We start from the raw sequence: 22,209 nt of genomic DNA, 5'->3' as shown, positions 1-22,209 counted from the left end.
TCAAATAACTCAGAAGGCCGAAGCTCCAGCAAGCACGGGGGAACCATTATTTGGGGTGAAGCCGCTATCTGCGGCCGGGTGATTACTCTTTGACCCGAATCCGACAGCTAACCTCGCAGGCCGCAAAAAGGAGAGGTTTATTTTGAAACGTTATAAAAAGCTCGTAGTTACCGGCGCAATAGGATTGAGCATCCTCGTAGGATCGAGCGCGGCAATGGCCGCACCAGCAACTCACACAGTATCAGGTAATGATACCATGTGGTTAATATCCCAGAAGTATGGTATAAGCCTATCTTCGCTTATTAAGGTAAACCCTCAGGTTGCCAATCCGAACGTGATTTGGTCTGGTATGAGCCTCAACATCCCTGGAAGCACGAGCACAAATGCAGGTACAAAAACGCCAGTTACGACTGTGCCATCCCAATCAGCATTTGCTAGCCAAGTCGTTAACCTAGTTAACCAAGAACGAGCTAAGGCAGGACTTCGTCCATTAACTAGCAACAGCTCACTTACGGCATTGGCTTTGGATAAAGCGAAGGATATGTACAACAACGGCTATTTCGATCATACCTCGCCGACCTATGGGTCTCCTTTTGATATGATGAGCACATATGGCATTCGCTATTCCTACGCAGGTGAAAACATTGCGAAAGGTCAACAAACGCCTGAAGCTGTCATGAAAGCGTGGATGAACAGCGCAGGTCATCGTCAAAACATTCTAAGCCCCAACTTCACCCAAATCGGTGTTGCGTTCTATAACGGCGAATGGGTACAGGAGTTCATTAGTAACTAAAGCAGCGCATGTCTGCAGAATATTTCAAGAGAAACCAGCAACCTTGTGTTTGCTGGTTTTTTCGTTTTTTATTCCATTTCAGAGTGGTATTGATCTTGCTGTAGATAAAGAGGGTAGGATATGGATTATTGAGGTTAATGTTCATAATCCATCCCATGGACTCTTTAATAAGCTTAAAAACAAACAGTATTATGTTGATAAAGATTATAGATACGCTTGGCCACCGTTTTGACGGAATACCTTTGTATCGAAATAGAGTGGATTTGATTCCATTAAATTGGGTATTCGCCCAAATCACTAGAGATATTAGCGGAATAAAGTACAGATAGAAGTTTAAGGCGAGAGTGAGGTATGAAAGTGCAAATTCATGTGGTGCAAAGAGGAGAGAATCTATGGCTGATTTCAGGTCGTTATGGTGTGAATGCCAATCGGATTATCGCCGTCAATGAACTCCGAGAACCCAATCGTTTAGTCATCGGTCAGGCATTAGTCATCCCAGCTCCTTATCCCGAATATGTGGTCAGATTAGGAGACACGCTTGGTACAATTGCCGGCCGTTTCGGCATCACATTAGAGGCTATTGCTCGGACAAATTTAATAAGCGATGTCACGCAAATCACGCCGGGTCAATCATTAATTATTCCGGTTTTGTATCATACCGTGCGGAAGGGTGAGTCACTTTGGGAGATCGCTCATCGATACGGCGTTACTGTGCAGGCCATTGCACAAGCTAATGAGCTTACAAATCCTGCGCTTATTTCCCCTGGTCATAACTTGAAAGTCCCAGAAAAGCAGAGGCAGATCATCGATGTCAATGGTTATACCAATGTATTTGGAAAGGTGGCTGCCGGGCAAGTTCGGAAGGATGGGATGCATCTAACGTACTTATGCCCTTTTGGTTATCGAATGAAGGATGATGGAACCCTTGAGCCCGCTGATGATCAGCAGCTCATCGCAGCTGCATATGACAAACATGTCGTACCGGTCATGTCAATCACCAATTTCTCAGCAACAGAAGCCGGATCGAAGCTGGCACACACCATTTTATCCAGTCCCGAATTGCAAAATAAGCTAGTCACCAACATCTTAACGATTATGGAAAACAAGGGCTATCGTGGTTTAAATGTAGATTTTGAGAATGTATATCCTAGCGATCGTGAGTTTTATAATCAATTTCTTCGACTTGCTGTCCGCAGGCTGCATGATAAAGGTTTTTTTGTATCTTCCGCCCTTGCCCCGAAAACCAGTTCAGAGCAAAAGGGTTTGCTCTACGAAGCTCACGATTATGCCGCCCACGGAGACATTGTCGACTTCGTCGTACTCATGACATATGAGTGGGGATACAGATTCGGTCCTCCTCAGTCCATATCCCCCATCAACGAAATACGACGCGTTCTTGACTATGCGGTCACTGTTATTCCTAGAAATAAAATATTTATGGGCTTTCAGTTATACGCACGTGATTGGCTCCTTCCTCATGTAAAAGGACAACAGGCAGAGACATTTGATATGCAAGAAGCTATTCGTCGAGCCATTCAACATGGGGCGGAGATCAAGTATGATCAGCTGTCCCAAACGCCATACTATCGCTATATAGATGAAAAACAACATACACATGAAGTCTGGTTCGAAGATGCAAGAAGTGCTCAGGCCAAATTCGATCTGGTCAAGGAATATAACTTGAGAGGGGTCAGTTATTGGGTACTTGGTTATCCATTTCCGCAAAATTGGGTATTGCTCGAAGATAATTTTCAAATTCGAAAACTCATATAACTGATACGAAAAATAATGCTTAACCATGCTGCATTCACTCACATTGGATGAATGCTTATTTTTTTAGGGGATAATTGAAAAAAGTCTTCAGAGCTAACAGAAACTTTAGTGTCTAAAACCACAGTTACTGTTTTGGTTTACTTGGTGTTTTAAAAATAAAAAATGTGCACCTGAGGGGCGCACATCTTAACTTAAAATACCACAATTACTCCTTGTACGGATGCTGCTCCTGCACCAACATTCGTGATACGGAGTTTGTACCTACTTGCCGGTAAACGAAAGCTCAAAGCTACTGTAAGGGTTCCAGTCAACGTTACGCTGTTAGTAACCGGGGTACCAGTTACAGCATTCACAATCCAGTCAATGCGAATATTTGGATACTTACGAACTTGTAGCGTAATCATGGGAATGCATGCAATTCAGAAAAGACAGAACGCTGCGCAAACAACGCAACCTAATGAATGAAGAGCCAAATAGATGTTCAACTGAGTATTATAGTTGAATACCAAAATGAGCAGGTGGCCATGGCTGTCTGCTCATTTTGTATGTAATTAAGAGGTAATTATGCTGAAGAGACTCAATAAATAAAATAAGGGAGTAAGTCTCTTCTTCTCAGTTCATATATGCAAGCTCGTAATCGAACCAGGAAATTGCGAATAAGCGCCTGATCGCTGACATTGGCGAATAGAGGGTAGATACTGTAGATGAAAATATTAAAACGTAATATAATGATTAAAAAATAGAGACTTGGAGTGATTTTAATGGATATTAAAATAGATGATTTAACTGGACCTGACGTGGTTGCATTGATAGTAGAACATCTTCAGGATATGGCATCTCTATCCCCGCCAGAAAGTACACATGCTCTAAATCTGGATAAATTGAAAAAACCGGATATCACCTTCTGGAGTGGATGGGAACAAGATGTATTAGTTGGTTGCGGAGCAATTAAGGAACTTGATAGTCAACACGGCGAGATAAAATCAATGCGAACTTCTACATCACATCTAAGAAAAGGCGTTGCAAAGCGAATCCTTGAACACATCATTGAAGAAGCCAAGCGACGCGGGTATCAACGGGTAAGCTTGGAAACGGGCTCAATGGATGCTTTCGGACCAGCTAGAAGACTGTATGAAAGTTTTGGGTTTCAATACTGCAAGCCCTTTTCCGATTACATAGAGGACCCATATAGTGTATTTATGACAATGGAATTATGAAGCTTAAGGATGATACAATGGATAATCAAATAACAATTCAGGCTTTAAAATATGGAAATTTACTACATTATGAATGGAACACAACTTTATTAGAAAAGACGGATTCACACATTTTTGTCCTAGGCAAGTATGGAAGAAAATTAAATCATTACACGAAGCAAAAGGTTTTTACCATAGAAGCTTGGACAGTTGAATATTTCTCATTTAATTCATGGTTTACTGTAAGTGCTGACGTAGTTGGCGGCAAAATTCAACAATTTTATTGCAATATAAATCAGCCATCGAAAATTGAAGGTAACATTGTTTCTTTTGTAGATTTAGACCTGGATTATGTGCAAAGAAACGGTGAATGGAAGGTTGTTGACGAAGATGAGTTTGAGAGCAATGCAATAAAATTTGCTTATCCAGAAGCTCTAATTCATAAAGCTTGGGAAGAGTTACTGAGCTTAAAGGAACTTATTAGAAAAAAAGCATTTCCTTTTGATGGATCTCTCGAAAAGTTTATCGACTGTATACCAGTATAAGAAACAGATTTATAAGCAGAATCTTACTCTTTGTTTCTCCATATGTTGTAATCTTTATATATCTGACAAAGTGAGGAGCTGGCTGTGTGGCAGTTCCTCTTTCTTTGGTTTTGGGTCTAGGTTGCCCGTTGTACAAAAGCAGCACAATAAGAGATATATCTGTGATTTCGAATATGGTGATCACCTCAACACTTTGATAAGATACTACCAAACAGTTGCGACGAAAGGGTGGAAGATATGCCATTTTTATCATTAACGAGTTGGAGCTTACATCGGAATCTGGGGCCTTTGCGGTGGACCCGCTGGGATGATAACACGCGTACTCAAATAACGGTTACCCAAGACCAACCTGAACTCATCTCTTTGCTTGAATTGCCGGCGGTTCTTGCAAAGAAAGGTTTTAGATCACTGGAAGTGTGTCATTTTCATTTTCCGGATACAAGTGAATCATATTTACAAAGATTAAAACACACATTCACGGAAGCAGGCCTTCAGTTTTACACGCTGTTAATTGAATACGGTGATATTTCCAGTTCGGATGATTTGCGCAGACAATCGGACATCGCGTGGATCAAAGGATGGATCGACATTGCTGCAAGAGCAGGAGCTGAAAGAGTGCGCGTGATAGCTGGTGATGCGGAACCTACGGATCAAGAAGCTTTGCAGAGATCGGTTGATGCACTTCGAGAACTAAGCTCTTATGGTGCTGCGCAAGGAGTACGTGTTGTTACTGAAAACTTTCACTCACTAACATCAATCGCGGATAATTGCCTTGCTTTATTGGAAGGATGCGGGGAGCTCCTCGGGCTAACCTCGGATTTTGGCAATTTTAAAGGAATCGAAAAATATGGCGAGCTTGTCAAAACGATTCCTCACAGTGAGTCGATCCATGCCAAAGCACAAACGAATGCGGATGGATATCCGGATGAAGCTGAGTTTAATCGCTGTATGGAAGTTGCCAAGCAAGCTGGTTATGAAGGTCCCTTAACAATTGTATATGACGGACCAGGAGATATGTGGGAAGGAATTGAGCGTGTAAGGAGACTTGTAACACCTTATTTGAATAAATCGTAGGGATGACAAGAGCATTATTACATTACAAGCCGCTTATATTGCGGTTTTTTTTAATTTGTCTCTAAAGCAATGAATACCAAACATATGATTGATATTGTAAATGCATTAAGATGGGAGTTACAGATAACTTATACAAAGGGGATGGTTTGTATGATAAGACTTTTAAAGTATGAGGATCTAACGTTATTTAAGAAAGATGTTATCTCTTACTTAGTGCAATATGAAGCAGAAAACAATTTAGTATTAGGTGTCTTACAATATTTAACTGAAAATGATGAATTTCCTCTTTTAATGGCTACTGTAATAAAAGACAATGACATAGGCTTGGTCTTACTACAAACACATCCTAATCAAATTATTTTATCAAAAGCAGTTCCTTTTACATCAAAGGAAATACACGTTATAGGTGAAAAGTTGAATAACACAATCCAGGATATACCTGGTTTTATAGGCGAAAAGAAATTAACTACTGAACTAGCAATGTATATTTCTAACGTTAGAGGGATTCAGGCAAATGTCCAAATGGACCAAAAAATATATATACTAGAAAAAGTAGAGAAAAAAACAAATGCAAATGGAAAAATTCGGAGTGTTATAGAAAGTGATCTTCACATAATTAAAGAGTGGGTGTATCAGTTTTGTAATGAAACAAACCAGCCTATAAGTTTAGAAGAAGCAGATAAAAAAGCTGCAAGAATGATAAATAAAGGAAGTTTAGTTGCATGGGAAGTGAACGGAGAATTGGTTTCCATGGCTGCTTCTACACGTCCAACCCCAAATAATATAACAATCAGCTATGTTTACACTCCAATAAGCCAAAGAAAAAAGGGGTATGCCTCTGATTGTGTTTCAGCTTTCACTCAAATCTTGTTAGATCGTGGTTATAAAACAACAAGTCTATACACTGATCTCAGTAATCCTACTTCGAATAAAATTTATACTCAAATTGGATATCATGCGATCATGGATTCAATCGTAATTCTTTTTAAATAATCGACATATGCAGGGAGGAACCTATGAAGGATTTCGAAAAGGCGAACCGGTTTGTAAAGGAACACTTTGGTGACCGTGCCCAAAATCTTATGCCCCTCGCTGCCGGTGATTGGTCGAAAGCCTATTCCTTCATGCTCGACGGGCATGCAATGGTTATCCGCTTCGGCACTTATCTGGGCGACTTTGAAAAGGATCGTGTGATGGCCACACTTTCCTCGGACACACTTCCGATTCCGAGGGTTCTTGAAGTAGGCGAGACGGAGAGCGGCTTCTATGCCGTATCCGAACGAGTATCTGGAAAGCATCTAGATGAGCTGAATGGGCCTGAGATACGACATGTCCTTCCGCAATTGCTAGATGCTCTCTACGAACTTCAAAAACTTGACCTCACAGACACAGAGGGAGTTGGCCTTTGGCGTCCAACTGGGGCTGGTCCTAGCTGGGGGGCCGAGCTACTCTCAGTAGCTGAGCCCAGGGATCGACTCGTGGGCTGGCGCGAGCGGCTTAACGCCTCGCCTCAGGAGGCACGGGTCTTCGATGCTGGGGTAGAAAGGCTGCGTCAGCTCGTAGCAATGCTTCCAGAGTACCGAGGAATCGTACATAACGACCTCTTGAACCGAAATGTGCTTGTGGACGGAGGGAGGCTAACGGGGGTAATCGACTGGGGAAATGCGTTCTATGGTGATCCTCTTTATGATAACGCTTTGTTTCTTTATTGGTGGCCTTGGTTTCCGCAATGGCAAGAGATTGACTTGCAGGAAATTCTAGATAATCACTGGGACAAACATGGAGGACGGCCTACACAATCAGAGGAACGTCTTCGCTGCTGTCTCATCCACATCAGCCTCGACCATATCGCCTATAGCGCTTTCAGGCAACGAACAGAAGATATGAGACGCCACGCCAAGCAATTGATGACCTACCTTTGAATCAAAAACATGGAGGGAATCTTCCTAATGTATGAATTAAACGGATTATTTCGTAAAAGAATGGGTATTCCAGAAAATCAAAAAATTACATTTGAAACATTAGATCACATTCTTAGGAAAACAGCACTATCCCTTCCTTTTGAAAATCTAAGCATCATTTCAAACAAAACAAGTATTATAACAAAAGAGAGTCTGATAACCAAAATGCTCGTAAAAAATGAAGGTGGTCTATGCTATCAATTGAATCCTCTGCTTTATTTTTTCTTAGTTGAAAATGGGTTTAATGCAGCGTTAGTTCGCGGAGAAGTATACAATTATGCAACGAAGGACTGGTCAAAACTCGGGAGAACTCATGTTACTATTCTTTTGCAGCATAAAGGTCAAACGTACTTGGTTGATACCGGATTTGGTGGAAACCTACCACTAAAACCTGTGCCGCTAAATGGAGAAACTACTTCCTCTGTGAATGGAGAATTTCGAGTCAAAGCAATGGAAAGTGATTATGGCGACTATGTACTTGAACTGAAACTAAAATATAAAGATACAGATTGGAAAATAGGGTATGCTTTTGATACCAAACGACCATTAGAAAATTTATCTGAATTGAACGAAGTCCAAGGAATCATAGTCCAGCACAAAGAATCACGATTCAACAAAACCCCGCTGATTACTCAACTTACAAGCGATGGAAATGTAACGTTAACCGATACATCTTTCACACAATGGATGAATGGGAAATCGAGTAAGGAACAGATTGACAGTGTTAAATTCAAAGAACTAGCAAAACAACATTTTGGATTTCAAGAACTATGAGAAGCCGTATTGAAGCGGCTTCTTTTTGCATATTGCTGCTCGCGATAATTTAAGAGTGAAGACAAACAGGCTGCCAATTGCCCAAATGGACGTTGGCAGCCAACTAGAAAAAGCCTAATCTTTTTTCAGGGGCGGCTGGTTTGCAGCGAAGGCACATGGATTGTCACACCCTGACATGCTCCGGAATTCAAACGTCCGGAACAGCCGATCTTGTATGCAATCATTCGTGTAGGCCTCTTGCAAGCTTATCAACGAAACCAGCAAGCAGAATATCCAACCCGAACGAAAACTCTTCTTCCCAATTCACAGAAGTCGTATAACCGGCTAGGCGGATAAAGTGGGGATATCGCTCCTTAGGCAATGCTTCAATCTCTTTGTACCTTATCTCCGATTCTTCCCGTTTTTCCTCTGAAAGCTTCGCTCGATCCCGTAATCTGCATTCCTCATCGACAAAGCCGTAGATGAAGTTCTTGAGCATGGAAGCAAGCCACGGCACTTCGACATCCTTAAATCCGGCTTCGACAAGCGCCCGAAACAGAAATTCGATATGAGCCAAACGGTTAGGACTTGCCGCAAAGGTCGCGTTCATGATGTGCACAGCATCCGGGTATTGCAGCAGACTTAGCCGGAAGCTTATCGACCACAGCCGCAGCTGCATTTTCCAATCCAAAGTGGTATCGGGCAAATCAATCTTAGTGCTGATCTCTTCTGCCAAAAGATGAAGCAGCTGTTCTTTGTCCTTCACATGGTAATACAAAGATGAGGCTTTCACGCCAAGTGAGTCGGCGATCTTGCGCATACTTATGCCATCCAAGCCCTCGGCTTGCAGCAGTTCCAGCATGATCCCGACAATTCGGGCACGATCGAGAGGCGTGTGAAGCGGCTCACTCTGATTCCTGCCATTATCTGTTGTTAAGGGATGAATTCTTCTTCTTGCCATATTAGGTCACCTTCCATTTTATCTCTTGACAAGTATAGCACAACAGTTTAATCTAACGGTATTATATTATTATTTATCACTGTTAGATTAACCAAAAAGAGGAGCTTATAAACATGCAAACAACCACAATTGATTCCATTGCCCGTACCGCCGGGAATATTTTATCCCATGCGTGGAAAGCAGTCTACGACGAAAAGAAGGATGAACTGTCCGAGATGTTCAAGAAGTTTGGTGATCGCGCCTATGGCGCATGGATTCAACAATTTATGGCGCCGGTCACAGAACGGCTCGCGGCTGATGGATTCATTATAAGGGGCGGATTCAACTTAAATGACTCCATTGAGAACTGGGGACCACCTGAAGAACGGGAACGATGTATATGGTATATCGTAAAGACAGCGGAAGGTGAAGAGCTGGGTACGTTGGTGCTGCAGGCCTATCATTCGCACCGCTCGTTCTTCATGCCTAGAGCACCGCGGATATTGGCACTTGAAGTTACGGATCGGGAAGCCATTATCGCTGCACTCTCAGATGCTTCAACCCGAATCCGCTGGGATTTAAGGGAGGAACGAATGCCTCAACCGGAGTTACATTCCTTCCCGATTCAGCGGTTCGAGTACGCGACAGATACTTCAATCGGAGATGGACTAAAGCCTGCAGCAGACGGTCAGCTGTACAGCTGGAATTTGGACAATGCGCTAGGCCATTGGGGTCGGTACGGATGGGAACTTGTGTCCGTCGTTCCAGCAGGAGGCAAAGTGATTGCGTACTTCAAACGCCCGCTGATTGACTAAAACAACCGGCAACAACAGCTGGAGCTCAGAAAAATTTAAAGCTGACGGAGATAATGAGTTGTCCCTAAGTAGGTAGCTACTTGAGGACAACTTTTTTTATAAATTAGGGATTGACAATGATTGGAATTAAAGCTTAAATGATATTAACGTATTGATAATAACAATTTGAATATAACAGAATGTTGAAATCAAAGAATGGGTGATCTACATGGATAAAGAGCAATTTAGAGATAAGCAGGGACTTACTGAAGCAGAGTTTTTACAGAAGTATGATGCTAGTATTTACGAAAGACCTTCTGTCACTGTAGATATGTTAATCTTCACTGTAGTTGATGAGGAAAATGAAAATTATAGAAAGTTACCGGAAAAGTCACTGAAACTTCTCATGGTTAAGAGGGGGGTTCATCCTTATATTGGGCAATGGGCCTTACCCGGAGGGTTTGTAACAGAGGACGAGAGTATGGATGAAGCTGCTTTACGGGAGCTAAAAACCGAAACTAATATTAATGATGTTTATATGGAACAGCTTTATACATGGGGAGATGTAAATAGGGACCCTCGTACACGAGTTATCAGCTGTTCATATATGGCACTTGTTGATTGCAAATCACTCGAAGTGAAGGCTGGGGATGATGCGGATGATGCCAGGTGGTTCAACGTTAGGTACAGCGTGCTTGAAGAGAAGAAAACCATGCTGGAGAAGGACTTTATGTTTGAAAAAGTCGTAAAAATGACTCTTTCAAACGATAAGGACATCCTGGAGGCTATTATTAAAGTTATAGAAAAATATTCTGGCAAAACAGCAAGGGTAGAAAGAGAGGTTATCGTTTCGAATGGCATTGCATTTGATCATGCGGAAATGATCCAATATGCAGTTGAGAGGCTTAGGAATAAGATTGAGTACACCGATATAGCTTTCAATCTGATGCCCGAACTTTTTACATTGTCAGAGCTCCAACAAGTCTATGAGGTTACTTTGGGAAAAGAGCTGCTTTCTGCTGCGTTTAGAAGAAAGATAGCGGACATGGTTATGGAAACGAATCAATTTACCAAAGATGCAGGGCATAGGCCTGCAAAGCTGTTCAAATTCAATCCGAATTGGCGATATTTGTAAAGTGAGTAAACATTTTATGATAGTAGGAGGTAATAAATGATTTCAAACAAAAAAACTGCAAGAATTGTTGGAGTATTATTTCTAGCTGCAACGGCTGCGTATATATTAGGTAATGGACTTATTGAATCTATTCTAAAAGATCCGGATTATCTTATTCATGTTTATCCAAATAAAACCAAAGTGATCATAGGAATGCTCCTTGAGTTAATGAATTCCGCTGCAGCAGTTGGTATTGCAATCACACTGTTTCCAATCTTAAAAAAGCATAATGAAACTATAGCTCTTGGTTACGTTGCTTTCAGGGTTATTGAGGCTATAATCCTTATTGTTGGTGCAGTTAGCCCTTTATTACTAATATCATTAAGCCAGGAATATATAGAAGCAGGAGCTCCGGATTCTTCCTATTTTCAAACAATAGGTATGTTAGCAATAAAAGGGAAGTTTTTGACCTTTCAGTTAGCAATGATCGTTCTTGGTCTATACAGCTTGTTGTTTTGTTACTTATTATATCAATCCAAACTCATTCCTCGTTTAATATCTGTCTTTGGGATAATTGGATACGTATCGTTGTTAACAAGCGCTTTATTACAGGTTTTCGGTTATAGTGCAGGAATGATTTTATTTCTTCCAGGAGCCTTATTTGAAATAATATTTCCGATTTGGCTGATCGTTAAAGGATTTAACTCATTTACAATAAAACCCGATCAATAAAGAAAACCAAAACACAAATAGGTGTTAAGGAGTAATCTTCATGAAGGCTATTGTATACGCAAAATACGGAACTACTGACGTTCTTAAGCTTAAAGAGGTTGAAAAACCTACTCCCAAGGACAATGAAGTATTGATAAAAGTACATGCTGCATCCGTGAATTCATGGGACTGGGATCTCCTAAGAGGTGTACCGTTCATGGTTCGTCTCGGGGGAGTTCTAAAACCAAAATACAACATACTCGGAGCTGACATAGCGGGGCGGGTTGTAGCAGTTGGTAAAGACATAAAGCAGTTGCTTCCAGGTGATGAAGTATTCGGGGACATTTCCGGGTGTAGTTGGGGCGGGTTTGCGGAGTTTGTATGTGCTCGTGAAAATGTCTTAACATTGAAACCAGCCAGTATGACTTTCGAGGAAGCAGCGGCCATCCCTCAAGCAGCAGTCCTCGCCTTACAGGGACTTCGCGATAAGGGACAGATTCAGAAAGGACAAAAGGTTTTAATTAATGGCGCAGGTGGAGGCGTGGGTACCTTTGCAGTGCAGATTGCCAAATCATTCGGGGCTGAAGTGATAGGCGTAGACAGCACGATGAAATTAGATATGCTGAAATCGATTGGTGCAGACCATGTTATTGATTACACGCAAGTTGATTTCACCAAAAATGGGCAGCGTTATGACCTGATTCTTGATGTTGCGGGATATCGATCGATTTTCAATTACAAACGTGCATTAAGTCCCAAGGGTACTTATGTTATGGTAGGAGGTTCCATGTCTCGAATCTTCCAAGTCATGTTCCTAGGACCATGGATTTCAATGATCGGGGGTAAGAAAATGGGTATCCTTATACATAAACCGAACAAAAATGATCAAAGTTTTATGAAGGAGCTTTTGGAGGCTGGCAAAGTTGTACCTGTGATAGATAGACGTTTCCCCTTAAGTGAGGTTGCTGAAGCTCTCCAGTATCTTGGAGAAGGACACGCCAAAGGTAAAATCGTTATCAGTGTGGAACAATTATGATTAGAATCATTCAATTGGGTCATGACGATTCGCATAAAATTCGGGAAATCGACCGTTCTGAAACAATAGACCTGATTTACAAGATGAATAATGGATCTCTTGATCAAGTAAAGGCGGGGCATGAATGCCCAAATTGGAACGAAGAGAATTACCGTGAGATAATTTCAAGATATGAGTATGAAATAGATAACGGCGGGACAGCTTATGGAGCTTTTGACGAAGATAAATTGGTCGGATTTGGAGTGTTGGCTCACAAGTTTAGAGGAAGAGACAATAATCAACTTCAGATAGATCTCATGTATGTTAGTCGTCAGTATCGAAGACAAGGAATTGGCAGCCAAATTTTTAACGAACTAAGTAAAGTTGCTATTGCAGAAGGGGCGAAGTATTTATACATTTCTTCAACAGAAACAGAATCTGCGGTAAAGTTTTATTCAAGTTGCGGTTCCATAATTACAACAGAAATAGATAATGACCTGTTTGAAAAAGAACCTGAAGATATCCATATGTTAAAGGCGTTAGACGATTTGGACTTCAAATAACGAAAAAAATTATAACTGAACAATGACAAAGAACAAGGCTAGGGCCAGACCCTAGCGATGTGACATTGATCATGTGAAATGATAAGATTTATAATTAATCTATTCAGCCCTCTACAAAGCGAAAAGGAGGTTGGTCGGTTTGCCTCAGCTCGATATGCCATCGTTTATGCTGATTCTGCTGGCTTTGCTAGGTGTCATTAGCCGCAACAATTCGATTACGATTGCTGCCGTCGTGCTTTTGCTTATTCGAGTCGTCAATTTGCATCAAGTGTTCCCGTGGATTGAGAAGAATGGGCTTTCGCTTGGCATCATTATCCTGACAATTGGTATTTTGTCGCCTCTGGCCAGCGGCTCGATTAGCATCAAGGAGCTTTACCAGTCCTTCTTGCATTGGAAATCGATCGCGGCCATCGTAGTTGGCGTGTTGGTAGCGTATCTAGGCGGACGCGGCGCGCTTTTGATGTCGGGCAACCCTACAATCGTGACAAGTCTTGTCATTGGGACAATACTAGGCGTGGCTTTTCTAAAAGGTGTGCCTGTTGGTCCGTTGATAGCTGCCGGAATATTATCACTGCTGATTGGGAAATGACCCCTAAGCCTTATGTGCAATTAACAAGAAATTAGGGATTCGAGAAAAAGGTCAAGAAATACTTTTAATCAAGGGGCGGCCGCGAGGCTGTCCCTTTATCTGTGTTATAACGGGTATATATCAACACATGAATACTCTTTTACCCAATTGGAGAAAATAACCTTTGAAATGAGGGGCAGCGTGATGAAATTTTGGGTAAAAGTCCAGAAATTAAGGATATGGAGCTTTCGTCGATACAAGAAAGAAAAAGTTATTTTCAAACACTTTTAAACAATACGGAAGATCTGGTTATACAATGTTTGAATTGGAATCAACGACAAGTCAACTTGATTTATCTGGCAACCTTAACCGATCAAGAAGCTATCCTGGACAAGATCATCTTTCCATTGAAACGAATCAAAGAAGGTGAGTTTCTAGACGCCATCCCTCTGGATCAACTGCAAATTACTTGCTTGATCGAACAAGCAGGGGAAGCCATTTTGAATGGCGGCTGTGTTGTCGATTGTGAAAGTGAGACTGATTTTTACATCTTTCATACATCCTCTTCGATGGGACGAAGCATCACAGAGCCAATCAATGAGAAAGTTTTCGGAGATTCGCATGAAGGGTTTATTGAAAGGTTAAATACGAACCTTCATCTGATCCGAAGAAAAGTGGTTAACAAGGATTTAGTGATCCGTTATTTGATGGTAGGCATGGAGACGAACACACGTCTGGCGATGGTTTACATCGAGTCATTGGCGAATCCTGAAATTGTGACTGATTTAGAAAAGCGAATAACATCGATCCGAATTGATTATATAGCTTCATTAGGTTTTGTAGAGCAGCTCATTGAGGATGCGCCTTTCTCTCCATTTCCGCAAATATTAAGCACTGAAAGAGTGGACAGAGTAGCAGCAAATTTGATGGAAGGAAGAATTGCCGTATTAGCGGAAGGTTCAGCCAAAGCGATCATTTTACCAATCAATTTCTTTGCTTTTTACCAATCACCTGATGATTACAATGCCCGTTGGATTAACGGAAGTTTCTTCCGTTTGTTACGGGTTTCCAGTTTCTTCATTGCCATTACCCTACCAGCTGGATACATTTCAGTTGTCTCTTTTCATTTTGAGACCATCCCAAATGAATTGGTGCTTCTCATGCAAAGTGCCGTACTGGAAATTCCGTTTCCTCCAATTATTGAAGCTCTATTGATGGAAATAACCATTGAAATGTTAAGAGAAGCAGGGTTGCGCTTACATACTGCCGTAGGGCAAACAATCGGTATTGTTGGAGGGCTTGTTATTGGAGATGCCATCGTGAAGGCGGGGCTGGTGTCCAATATCATGATTATTGTGGTAGCATCGACGGCGCTTGCCTCATTTGTTGTGCCATCCCATGAGTTCAGAGAGACGGTGCGTTTTCTGCGCTTTCCGATGATGCTTTTGGCTGCTACTTTCGGCTTTTTGGGAATTACGTTCGGATTTACATGTATTTTGATCCACTTGTGCAAATTAGAGGGGTTTGGAACGCCCTATTTTTACCCCTTATCTCCATTCAAATGGAGGGATTTGAAAGACTCTCTCGTCCGGTTGCCCATTTGGAAAATGAACCGGCGTCCTGCGGACAGTCTTCCCCAAAAAAAGCTGCGGGAATTATTTTCTAGGGGATGGGTGAAGCATGAGCGTAGAAAAAGATAGGATCTCCAAAAAGCAGTTGGCTTTTTTCACGATACAAACAGCGATAGGAGAGGGAGCTTTAACCGTTCCTTTTAGTGTTCACTCTGAAGCATCTATAGACGGATGGATCTCCATGCTGCTGGCAGGATTTGCGACCCACCTGGCCATTATCATGATATGGACGATCTGTAGGAAATATCCAATGATGACGATGATTGAATTTCTCCCGAAGGTGGCAGGGAAATTTGCAGGTCATCTAATTAGTGTTCTTTATATTATTTATTTTATTGGAATAGCAAGCGTGATCCTTATGAATTACTGCCGAATAATTAATGCATGGATTTTCCCAACGACACCGAAATGGGTCATTATGACATTGATGATGGTAACCAGTTATTATCTAGCAAAAGAAAAATTGAAAATAATTGCCCGATTTGAAACGCTGGTTTCTATACTTCTAATCGTTATTATCCTATTGATCTTTTTACCTTTTAGCAAAGGAAACCCTTTGTATATTTTTCCCATAGGTCAATCCGGGGTTGGTAATATGATGAAAGGTATGAGGGAAGCGGTGATTACGCTGGCCGGTTTTGAGCTATTGCTTATGGTTTACCCTCAAGTCAAGGGGAAAGACAGAGAAATATTAAAAACGATGTTGATATCATACACGTTTGTCATCCTATTTTACGTATTAATAATCCTGTCATGCTTTATGTTTTTCAGTCCTATGGAACTCAAAATCATTCCAGAGCCTGTTCTATACATGCTTAAGGCATTTTCTTTCAGGATTGTAGAAAGATCGGACTTACTGTTTTTATCGCTTTGGGTTGTGATCGTCATGACGTCTATTGTCAATTATGTTTTTCTAGCTTCCACAGGGATAACCCAAATATTGAAAATAGAAAACAGTTCTAAGGTGACTTTGCTGGTCGTTGTGGTTTGCTTACTGCTTGCTCTGCTACCGCATAATTTTCTGTTTATGAGCAAGCTCAATAAATGGTTTTCTTATTTCGCGTTGTTCATGATCTATTTGATCCCCATACCGTTATTACTATTGAGCATCCTAAGAGGAAGGAGGAAAGCAGCGGAATGAAAAGAATCCGGCATGTATTACTCGGCATACTTTCCATGAGTCTCTTAACCGGTTGCTGGGATCAAATGTTATTTAAAAACGTTCGTTTAATTCTAGGGGTAGGTATTGACAAAGCAGAAGGTGAAAATGTACTAGTCACCTTTGTCTTACCGGATGTCTCGGATAAGAAGAGAAATGCACCTGAAATCATATCGGTTACTGGTGAAACTGCTCGAGAAGCAAGAAGTAACTTAGGAAAAAAACTGAATTTGGTTCCGGACGGGGCCAAGAACCGATTTCTTATGATTGGAGAACAGCTGGCGAAGAATGATATCTATACGGTTCTGGATGTTTTTTATCGCGATCCAAGAAGTGCTTTAAACGCCAAGATTGGAGTTGTCGAAGATCGCGCCGAATCACTTTTGCAAACAGGATATATGAGAAAGCCAAATTTCATTTTGAACCTGGATAAACAAATTCTCAGCGCAGAAACATTCACGATCCTTCCAGAAGAAAATATTCAATCGATTTGTACCGTTTTATTTGACCCTGGACAAGATGTGATTTTGCCTTATCTGGCAGCGGGGGATGGAACCCCTCTTATTAAGGGAGTAGCTTTGTTTAACAGTAAATCCTTAACAGGGACTCTAGACACTAGAGAGTCAAAACTCTGTTTGTTATTAGCTGATCGAATGGGTAAAAAAGCAATCCTGACATTACCTATTCCTAATCAATCGAAGAAAATAGGCAGCAAAATGACATTTCGTGTATTTCAAACAAAACGGAAATTAGATGTTGATGTAAATAAAGGCAAGGTCGTGGTCACCATTGATTTGCTGCTAAAGGCAGAAGCGGAGGAATTCTCTCCGGATCATTTAGATGAAACCGGACAAGTTTCCAAATTGAACGAGTTTTTCTCAAAAGAGCTAACACAGGAAGCTCAGAAGGTCGTTCAGAAGCTGCAGAAGGCTAATTGCGACGTTTTTGGAATTGGCAGAAGGATCATAGCCTTCCATCCAGAAGCTTGGAAGACTATGGATTGGAACAGCACCTATCCGCTTATTACCATTCAACCCAACGTAAAGGTGGAAATATCGAGACCTGGAATTATTTATTAGGGTTCCATACAGGACGCAGTGGATAACACTGTAATTTACGACTTGACTGTAGGAGTTTCTTATACTATAGTAAACCAATCGGAATTAACATAACTGACTCGTCAGTTAATAGAAAGGAGCTCATGAAACTGGCATCAATATTAAATGAAGAACAGCAGCGAGAGCAGGTTCTGATGAACTCAGCCTTAGAGTTATTTGCACGCAAAGGGTATCACAATACGAAGGTTTCGGATGTTGTCAAAGCATCGGGCGTGTCGCAGGGAACGTTTTACTGGTATTTTGAAGGCAAAGAGCAGCTCGCGGTCCGTCTGATCGAGAACGGCAAAGAGAAACTAATACAAGTAATTGAACAAGGCTATCGCAAGCATGCGGGCTCCGTAGACGATATGGTTAGCTCATCTGCAAGATTATTGACAGAATTGTTCGAGTTCGCCGATCATAACCGGAATTTGATGGCATTTTTGCTTATCAAAGGCCAAGGAGCAGACCCGTTGGTCCGGGAAGCTGTTTCGCAAACGTGGATCGTATTCGAAGAAGCGTTCAAGAACAATGTAAACCGAGCCATCGAGCTGGAGATGCTTCCTCATTTCGCGGACGTTTCTCTTCGTGTAAACATACTGGTTTCTTTAATTACAGGTGTCCTTACCAAGTGGTTGTTCGGACCTATGCATGATGTTGATTACACATCCGCATACACGCCATCGCAAATAGCCGAGGAAACGGCACGGTTCGAATTCCGGGGATTGTTAGGTTAGCAAGTATAATATTATATAGGGGTGTATTGAAATGACATTCAAGGTTAATCAAGTATTCAAAGCGGCATCGTTACTTACTATCGTGGGTCTAGCGTTAGTCGGGTGCGGAAAAACAACACAACAGCCAGCAGCAAGTCCCACAACCGATACTAAAAACACACCAGCCGTGTCTCCAGCTTCAGCAAACCTGCTTGAGCAAATCAAGAAAAATGGCAAAATCAAAGTGGGCTTGATGGGTACCTATGCTCCCTACAACTTTTTGAATGACAAGAAAGAAGTAGACGGCTACGATGCCGACATCGCTAAAGAAGTCGCGAAGAAGCTTGGTGTACAGGCCGAGTTCATTACCGGCGAATTTTCTGGCTTAATTGAAGGTTTGCAAAAAGATAAATATGATGTTTTGATAAGCCAGGTAACCATTACCGAAGACCGTAAGAAAACAATGGATTTCTCCAATCCTTATATTAAGAACTCGGTGAATGTCGTTGTAAAGGGTGATAACAACACAATCAAAGCGGTTGAGGATTTCAAAGGTAAGAAGATCGGAATCGGTCTCGGTACGAACGATGAGAAATACTTACGTGATGTGGCTATGCCTAAGGTCGGAAACTTTGAAATCGCCACGTACAACGATGTCATTTCATCCTTGATGGACCTGAACGTTGGAAGGATTGACGCGACCATCAACAATATCTTTGCGCTTAAGCCACTCATGGATAAAAACAAGTTAAATATTAAAGCGGTCGGAGCGCCGATCAAGGAAGATTTCGCAGGTGTAGCTACCCGCAAAAACAATCCAGAGCTGGTGGAAGCCATCAACAAAGCCTTGAGCGAGATGAAAACGGACGGAACACTGAAGCAAATTCACCAAAAATGGTTTGGTGTCGATCCGAATTTTTAAGTAATAAAGCCTTAGGAGGCCGCAAGAATGGAACTCGTTTTAGATAACTTAGGCTTTCTTTTCAAAGGCGCATACTATACCCTGCTTATCACAATCGTCTCGATGTTCTTTGGATTTTTTATCGCTCTGTTCGTAGCCATCGCCCGGTTAAAAGGAAATCGGTTGATCAGCAATTTGGCCAGAGGGTATGTGTCCATCATCCGCGGAACCCCGATCATTGTGCAAATCTTCATTATTTATTATGGATTACCTGACTACGGTATTACACTCGGGCCGCTAACAGCGGCCTATATTTCACTTAGTATCAATATCGGCGCCTATTTATCTGAGACATTTCGGGGCGCGATCTTGTCTGTGCCTAAGGGGCAGACGGAAGCGGCTTTATCCCTGAATATGTCACCTTGGCAAACGATGCGTAAGATTATTCTTCCGCAGGCAGCCCGCGTGGCGATTCCCCCTATGGGAAATACTTTCATAGGCATGCTGAAAGAGACTTCGCTCGTTTCCATTGTGACTGTAACTGAGCTGCTGCGCTCAGCCCAACTGCTTATTGCGCAATATTATATTGCCATGCCGTTCTACATTTCCATTGCTCTCATGTACTGGCTCATGAGCATGTTCTTTTCCAACATTCTTAATCGCATCGAGAAAAAATTATCAAAGGCTTATTAAGGGGGGAGTGGGCTTGATAGAAGTAAACCATCTTAGTAAACAATTCGATGCTTTAACTGTACTGCAGGATATTAACCTGCGCATTAATTCACAGGAAATTGTGGTCCTCTTAGGTCCTAGCGGTTCAGGGAAAAGTACATTGCTTCGATGCCTGAACGGTCTTGAAGAGCCTAACGCGGGTTCGATTCGTGTGGACAACATCCTGTGGGAAGACTCGATGAATGCTCTGACGAAGAAAAAAGCCATCCGGGAACTTCGTAACTTAACCGGTATGGTTTTTCAATCATTTAATCTATTTCCGCACTTGACTGTCCTGGAAAATGTGATCACGGCTCCAGTGACCGTGAAAAACATGCCTAAGGAGCAGGCGATTGAGTTGGCTGAATCATTACTCGATAAAGTGGGCTTGGCCGAGAAGAAGCATGAATATCCGTCCCGACTCTCCGGCGGTCAGCAGCAGCGGGTTGCGATTGCCCGTGCTCTGGCGATGCAGCCTCAAATTATGCTATTCGATGAGCCGACCTCGGCACTTGATCCGGAATTGACCGGCGAAGTTTTGTCGGTTATGAGGCAGCTGGCTAACGAGGGCATGACGATGATCGTGGTCACGCATGAAATGAAATTTGCGCAAGAGGTGGCAAATCGAGTTATCTTTATGAGCGAAGGTGTCATTCAGGAGGAAGGAGCCCCGGAGCAATTTTTTGTCCAGCCGCAAACCGATCGGGCGCGCAAGTTTTTGCGACAGATGGCTCAGGAGCCTGTTTAACATACGGAGATAGGAAAGCCTAATCCGAAGGAGTTGAGATTGTGGCCCATATTGATCAGGAACATATAAAAACCATTTCAGAACGAGCCAGATTGATCATGGAGAACGAACAGATCGACGTTCTAGTTTCCTCTAGCTGCGAAAACTTTTATTACCTTTCCAGTCACCAAAGCGCATTCATGTACACTTTGCGTATGAGTGAAGTTGCACTCGCCGTCCTGTTTCGTGATCCTAGCCGTAAAACGATCTTGATCATGAATGATTTTGAAGCAGCCGGTGTCACGAATGATTTTCCAGGGTACGAGGTCCGAACGTATCCCACCTGGGTGGATGTTGATGACCCGTTGGGTTTGATCGGCGACAAATTCCAGGGAAAGCGGCCGGTCTCCCCCCAAGCAGAGGAAATGTTCGGGGTGCTGGGTCAGGTGCTCGCTGAGTATGGAGTTTCCCACGGGAAAATCGCTGTCGAGCTAAGCTCGATGCGATACCCGTCCGTCATAGCGTTACAGCAAGCCTGCCCAAGAGTATCCGAGTTGGTAGAAGCTAGCCCTATCTTTACTAAGCTGCGTGCGATAAAAACCCCTTGGGAGATCGACCAGCTGCGCAAGGCTTGCACTTATGCGGAGGCAGGCATCTCTGCCGTGATATGTGAAATTGAGGTAGGCATCTCCGCCGCGGAGATCGTTGAAGCCTTCCGCAAGGCCTTGATGAGACATCCGGATGGTTCAACCGCACGGTTTCATATGGTTTCCGTAGGAGCTAATTTTGCTCCTGCGCATGTATTTGACACACGTCCAAGTGAACTGGGTGATCTGATTAAATTTGACGTGGGTGTCGATGTAGCCGGATATGGCTCCGACATCGCCCGCACCTTCGTGCTGGGGCCCCCTTCGGATTTAGCAAAGCGTATTTACGCCGCACTAAGGGCGGGACACGACCGTCTTCTGCAAATCATTGAACCAGGGATGCCAATGAAGATAGCCTTTGAGGAGGGCATGAAACAGATTCGCTCCTCGGGGCTTTCGAATTACAACCGCGGCCATCTCGGCCACAGCGCGGGTCTAAGCCTCGCCGCTGAAGAAGCGCCTTTCATTAGTCCGTCCGAGGCTGAAGTGTTTCGTCCGGGCATGGTGATTTGCTTGGAGACGCCATACTATGGCCACGGTCTAGGTTCGATCATGATCGAGGATATGGTTCTTGTCACAGATAATGGTTGTGAGCGTCTTAACCAGCTAACTACGGATCTTGTCTCGCTTTAAAATAGAAGATGAGTGATGTTCAAATTTGTAATGTTTTCGAATTTTCAAAAATTATGTTTACCTTATAATGTTTATTTGGTAATATAATCGCAATAATCAAATGCGATGAAGAGTAGAGTAAATAAATGAATTCTTTCTCAGAGAGCTCCTGTTTGCTGAAAAGGAGTAAAGAGTACTTTATTGAAGA

Annotated in this window: 25 protein-coding genes, 1 riboswitch and 1 other annotated feature (1 of these 27 only partly in view); of the genes, 23 read left to right on the top strand and 2 right to left on the bottom strand. The window is 42.4% G+C overall.

Going from position 1 to position 22,209, the window contains the following annotated elements:
• Nucleotides 1-5: 5 nt before the first annotated feature.
• Nucleotides 6-137, top strand: a riboswitch (cyclic di-AMP (ydaO/yuaA leader).
• A gap of 5 nt (nucleotides 138-142) precedes the next feature.
• The 3 genes from ASD40_RS05205 to ASD40_RS05195 all read left to right on the top strand — a co-directional run bounded on the left by ASD40_RS05205 (nucleotide 143) and on the right by ASD40_RS05195 (nucleotide 2,566).
• Complete coding sequence (locus tag ASD40_RS05205) at nucleotides 143-793, top strand: CAP domain-containing protein (protein ID WP_057302267.1); 651 nt, start codon at nucleotides 143-145, stop codon at nucleotides 791-793.
• Entirely contained in the window at nucleotides 744-1,025 is a 282-nt protein-coding gene (locus ASD40_RS39210) for a YheC/YheD family protein (RefSeq protein ID WP_327205274.1), read from the top strand. The genes ASD40_RS05205 and ASD40_RS39210 overlap by 50 nt, the downstream gene beginning before the upstream one ends.
• A gap of 125 nt (nucleotides 1,026-1,150) precedes the next feature.
• Complete coding sequence (locus tag ASD40_RS05195; protein ID WP_057302309.1) at nucleotides 1,151-2,566, top strand: LysM peptidoglycan-binding domain-containing protein; 1,416 nt, start codon at nucleotides 1,151-1,153, stop codon at nucleotides 2,564-2,566.
• A 191-nt stretch (nucleotides 2,567-2,757) separates the two neighbouring features.
• On the opposite strand, the gene ASD40_RS37060 is transcribed toward ASD40_RS05195, so the two are convergent.
• Entirely contained in the window at nucleotides 2,758-2,970 is a 213-nt protein-coding gene (locus ASD40_RS37060) for a hypothetical protein (protein ID WP_156389902.1), read from the bottom strand.
• 357 nt (nucleotides 2,971-3,327) lie between these two features.
• Between ASD40_RS37060 and ASD40_RS05190 the strand changes: the two genes are divergently transcribed.
• From ASD40_RS05190 to ASD40_RS05165, 6 genes are all read left to right on the top strand, one after another.
• Nucleotides 3,328-3,783, top strand: a complete 456-nt coding sequence (locus tag ASD40_RS05190) for a GNAT family N-acetyltransferase (RefSeq protein ID WP_057302265.1) — start codon at nucleotides 3,328-3,330, stop codon at nucleotides 3,781-3,783.
• A gap of 17 nt (nucleotides 3,784-3,800) precedes the next feature.
• Entirely contained in the window at nucleotides 3,801-4,307 is a 507-nt protein-coding gene (locus ASD40_RS05185; protein ID WP_057302308.1) for a DUF402 domain-containing protein, read from the top strand.
• A gap of 237 nt (nucleotides 4,308-4,544) precedes the next feature.
• Nucleotides 4,545-5,381, top strand: a complete 837-nt coding sequence (locus ASD40_RS05180) for a sugar phosphate isomerase/epimerase family protein (RefSeq protein WP_057302264.1) — start codon at nucleotides 4,545-4,547, stop codon at nucleotides 5,379-5,381.
• A gap of 150 nt (nucleotides 5,382-5,531) precedes the next feature.
• Nucleotides 5,532-6,374, top strand: coding sequence for a GNAT family N-acetyltransferase (locus tag ASD40_RS05175; protein ID WP_057302263.1), 843 nt, complete (start codon nucleotides 5,532-5,534; stop codon nucleotides 6,372-6,374).
• 23 nt (nucleotides 6,375-6,397) lie between these two features.
• Nucleotides 6,398-7,303, top strand: coding sequence for a phosphotransferase family protein (locus tag ASD40_RS05170; RefSeq protein ID WP_057302262.1), 906 nt, complete (start codon nucleotides 6,398-6,400; stop codon nucleotides 7,301-7,303).
• A 27-nt stretch (nucleotides 7,304-7,330) separates the two neighbouring features.
• A complete protein-coding gene (locus tag ASD40_RS05165) occupies nucleotides 7,331-8,116 on the top strand; it encodes an arylamine N-acetyltransferase family protein (protein ID WP_057302261.1) in 786 nt (261 codons plus the stop codon).
• A gap of 220 nt (nucleotides 8,117-8,336) precedes the next feature.
• On the opposite strand, the gene ASD40_RS05160 is transcribed toward ASD40_RS05165, so the two are convergent.
• Nucleotides 8,337-9,056 carry a TetR/AcrR family transcriptional regulator C-terminal domain-containing protein gene (locus ASD40_RS05160; RefSeq protein ID WP_057302260.1) on the bottom strand — a complete coding sequence of 240 codons (720 nt, stop codon included), beginning with the start codon at nucleotides 9,054-9,056 and terminating at the stop codon, nucleotides 8,337-8,339.
• Between the two features lie 113 nt (nucleotides 9,057-9,169).
• Here ASD40_RS05160 and ASD40_RS05155 point away from each other — a divergent pair, with 113 nt between their 5' ends.
• The 14 genes from ASD40_RS05155 to ASD40_RS05090 all read left to right on the top strand — a co-directional run bounded on the left by ASD40_RS05155 (nucleotide 9,170) and on the right by ASD40_RS05090 (nucleotide 22,022).
• The gene (locus ASD40_RS05155) at nucleotides 9,170-9,850 is read left to right on the top strand and encodes a DUF6022 family protein (protein WP_057302259.1); all 681 of its coding nucleotides are present in this window, start codon (nucleotides 9,170-9,172) and stop codon (nucleotides 9,848-9,850) included.
• A gap of 208 nt (nucleotides 9,851-10,058) precedes the next feature.
• On the top strand, nucleotides 10,059-10,964 hold the full coding sequence (locus tag ASD40_RS05150; RefSeq protein ID WP_057302258.1) for an NUDIX hydrolase: 906 nt from the start codon (nucleotides 10,059-10,061) through the stop codon (nucleotides 10,962-10,964).
• A gap of 36 nt (nucleotides 10,965-11,000) precedes the next feature.
• The gene (locus tag ASD40_RS05145; protein ID WP_057302257.1) at nucleotides 11,001-11,675 is read left to right on the top strand and encodes a DUF4386 domain-containing protein; all 675 of its coding nucleotides are present in this window, start codon (nucleotides 11,001-11,003) and stop codon (nucleotides 11,673-11,675) included.
• A 40-nt stretch (nucleotides 11,676-11,715) separates the two neighbouring features.
• Nucleotides 11,716-12,690 carry an NAD(P)-dependent alcohol dehydrogenase gene (locus ASD40_RS05140; RefSeq protein ID WP_057302256.1) on the top strand — a complete coding sequence of 325 codons (975 nt, stop codon included), beginning with the start codon at nucleotides 11,716-11,718 and terminating at the stop codon, nucleotides 12,688-12,690.
• A complete protein-coding gene (locus tag ASD40_RS05135) occupies nucleotides 12,687-13,232 on the top strand; it encodes a GNAT family N-acetyltransferase (protein WP_057302255.1) in 546 nt (181 codons plus the stop codon). The genes ASD40_RS05140 and ASD40_RS05135 overlap by 4 nt, the downstream gene beginning before the upstream one ends.
• Before the next feature lie 154 nt (nucleotides 13,233-13,386).
• Nucleotides 13,387-13,821, top strand: a complete 435-nt coding sequence (locus tag ASD40_RS05130; RefSeq protein WP_200957364.1) for a DUF441 domain-containing protein — start codon at nucleotides 13,387-13,389, stop codon at nucleotides 13,819-13,821.
• A 191-nt stretch (nucleotides 13,822-14,012) separates the two neighbouring features.
• Nucleotides 14,013-15,500, top strand: a complete 1,488-nt coding sequence (locus tag ASD40_RS05125) for a spore germination protein (protein ID WP_235549167.1) — start codon at nucleotides 14,013-14,015, stop codon at nucleotides 15,498-15,500.
• Entirely contained in the window at nucleotides 15,481-16,572 is a 1,092-nt protein-coding gene (locus tag ASD40_RS05120; RefSeq protein WP_057302253.1) for a GerAB/ArcD/ProY family transporter, read from the top strand. Before ASD40_RS05125 ends, ASD40_RS05120 begins: the two co-directional genes overlap by 20 nt.
• Complete coding sequence (locus ASD40_RS05115; RefSeq protein ID WP_057302252.1) at nucleotides 16,569-17,669, top strand: Ger(x)C family spore germination protein; 1,101 nt, start codon at nucleotides 16,569-16,571, stop codon at nucleotides 17,667-17,669. Before ASD40_RS05120 ends, ASD40_RS05115 begins: the two co-directional genes overlap by 4 nt.
• Before the next feature lie 173 nt (nucleotides 17,670-17,842).
• Entirely contained in the window at nucleotides 17,843-18,424 is a 582-nt protein-coding gene (locus ASD40_RS05110; protein WP_057302306.1) for a TetR/AcrR family transcriptional regulator, read from the top strand.
• A 31-nt stretch (nucleotides 18,425-18,455) separates the two neighbouring features.
• Nucleotides 18,456-19,325 (top strand): transporter substrate-binding domain-containing protein, encoded by an 870-nt coding sequence (locus ASD40_RS05105; RefSeq protein WP_057302251.1) that lies wholly within the window; start codon nucleotides 18,456-18,458, stop codon nucleotides 19,323-19,325.
• Between the two features lie 27 nt (nucleotides 19,326-19,352).
• Nucleotides 19,353-19,997, top strand: coding sequence for an amino acid ABC transporter permease (locus ASD40_RS05100; protein WP_057302250.1), 645 nt, complete (start codon nucleotides 19,353-19,355; stop codon nucleotides 19,995-19,997).
• 13 nt (nucleotides 19,998-20,010) lie between these two features.
• Nucleotides 20,011-20,763, top strand: a complete 753-nt coding sequence (locus tag ASD40_RS05095; protein WP_057302249.1) for an amino acid ABC transporter ATP-binding protein — start codon at nucleotides 20,011-20,013, stop codon at nucleotides 20,761-20,763.
• Nucleotides 20,764-20,804: 41 nt separating this feature from the next.
• On the top strand, nucleotides 20,805-22,022 hold the full coding sequence (locus ASD40_RS05090) for a M24 family metallopeptidase (RefSeq protein ID WP_156389901.1): 1,218 nt from the start codon (nucleotides 20,805-20,807) through the stop codon (nucleotides 22,020-22,022).
• Nucleotides 22,023-22,118: 96 nt separating this feature from the next.
• Nucleotides 22,119-22,209, top strand: a binding site (T-box leader) (it continues 176 nt past the right edge of the window).

The organism is Paenibacillus sp. Root444D2 (assembly GCF_001426375.1).
Classification (GTDB): Bacteria; Bacillota; Bacilli; order Paenibacillales; family NBRC-103111; genus Paenibacillus_E.
The sequence above is the reverse complement of the archived record's forward strand: the minus strand, read 5'-3'. Positions and strand labels throughout refer to the sequence as shown.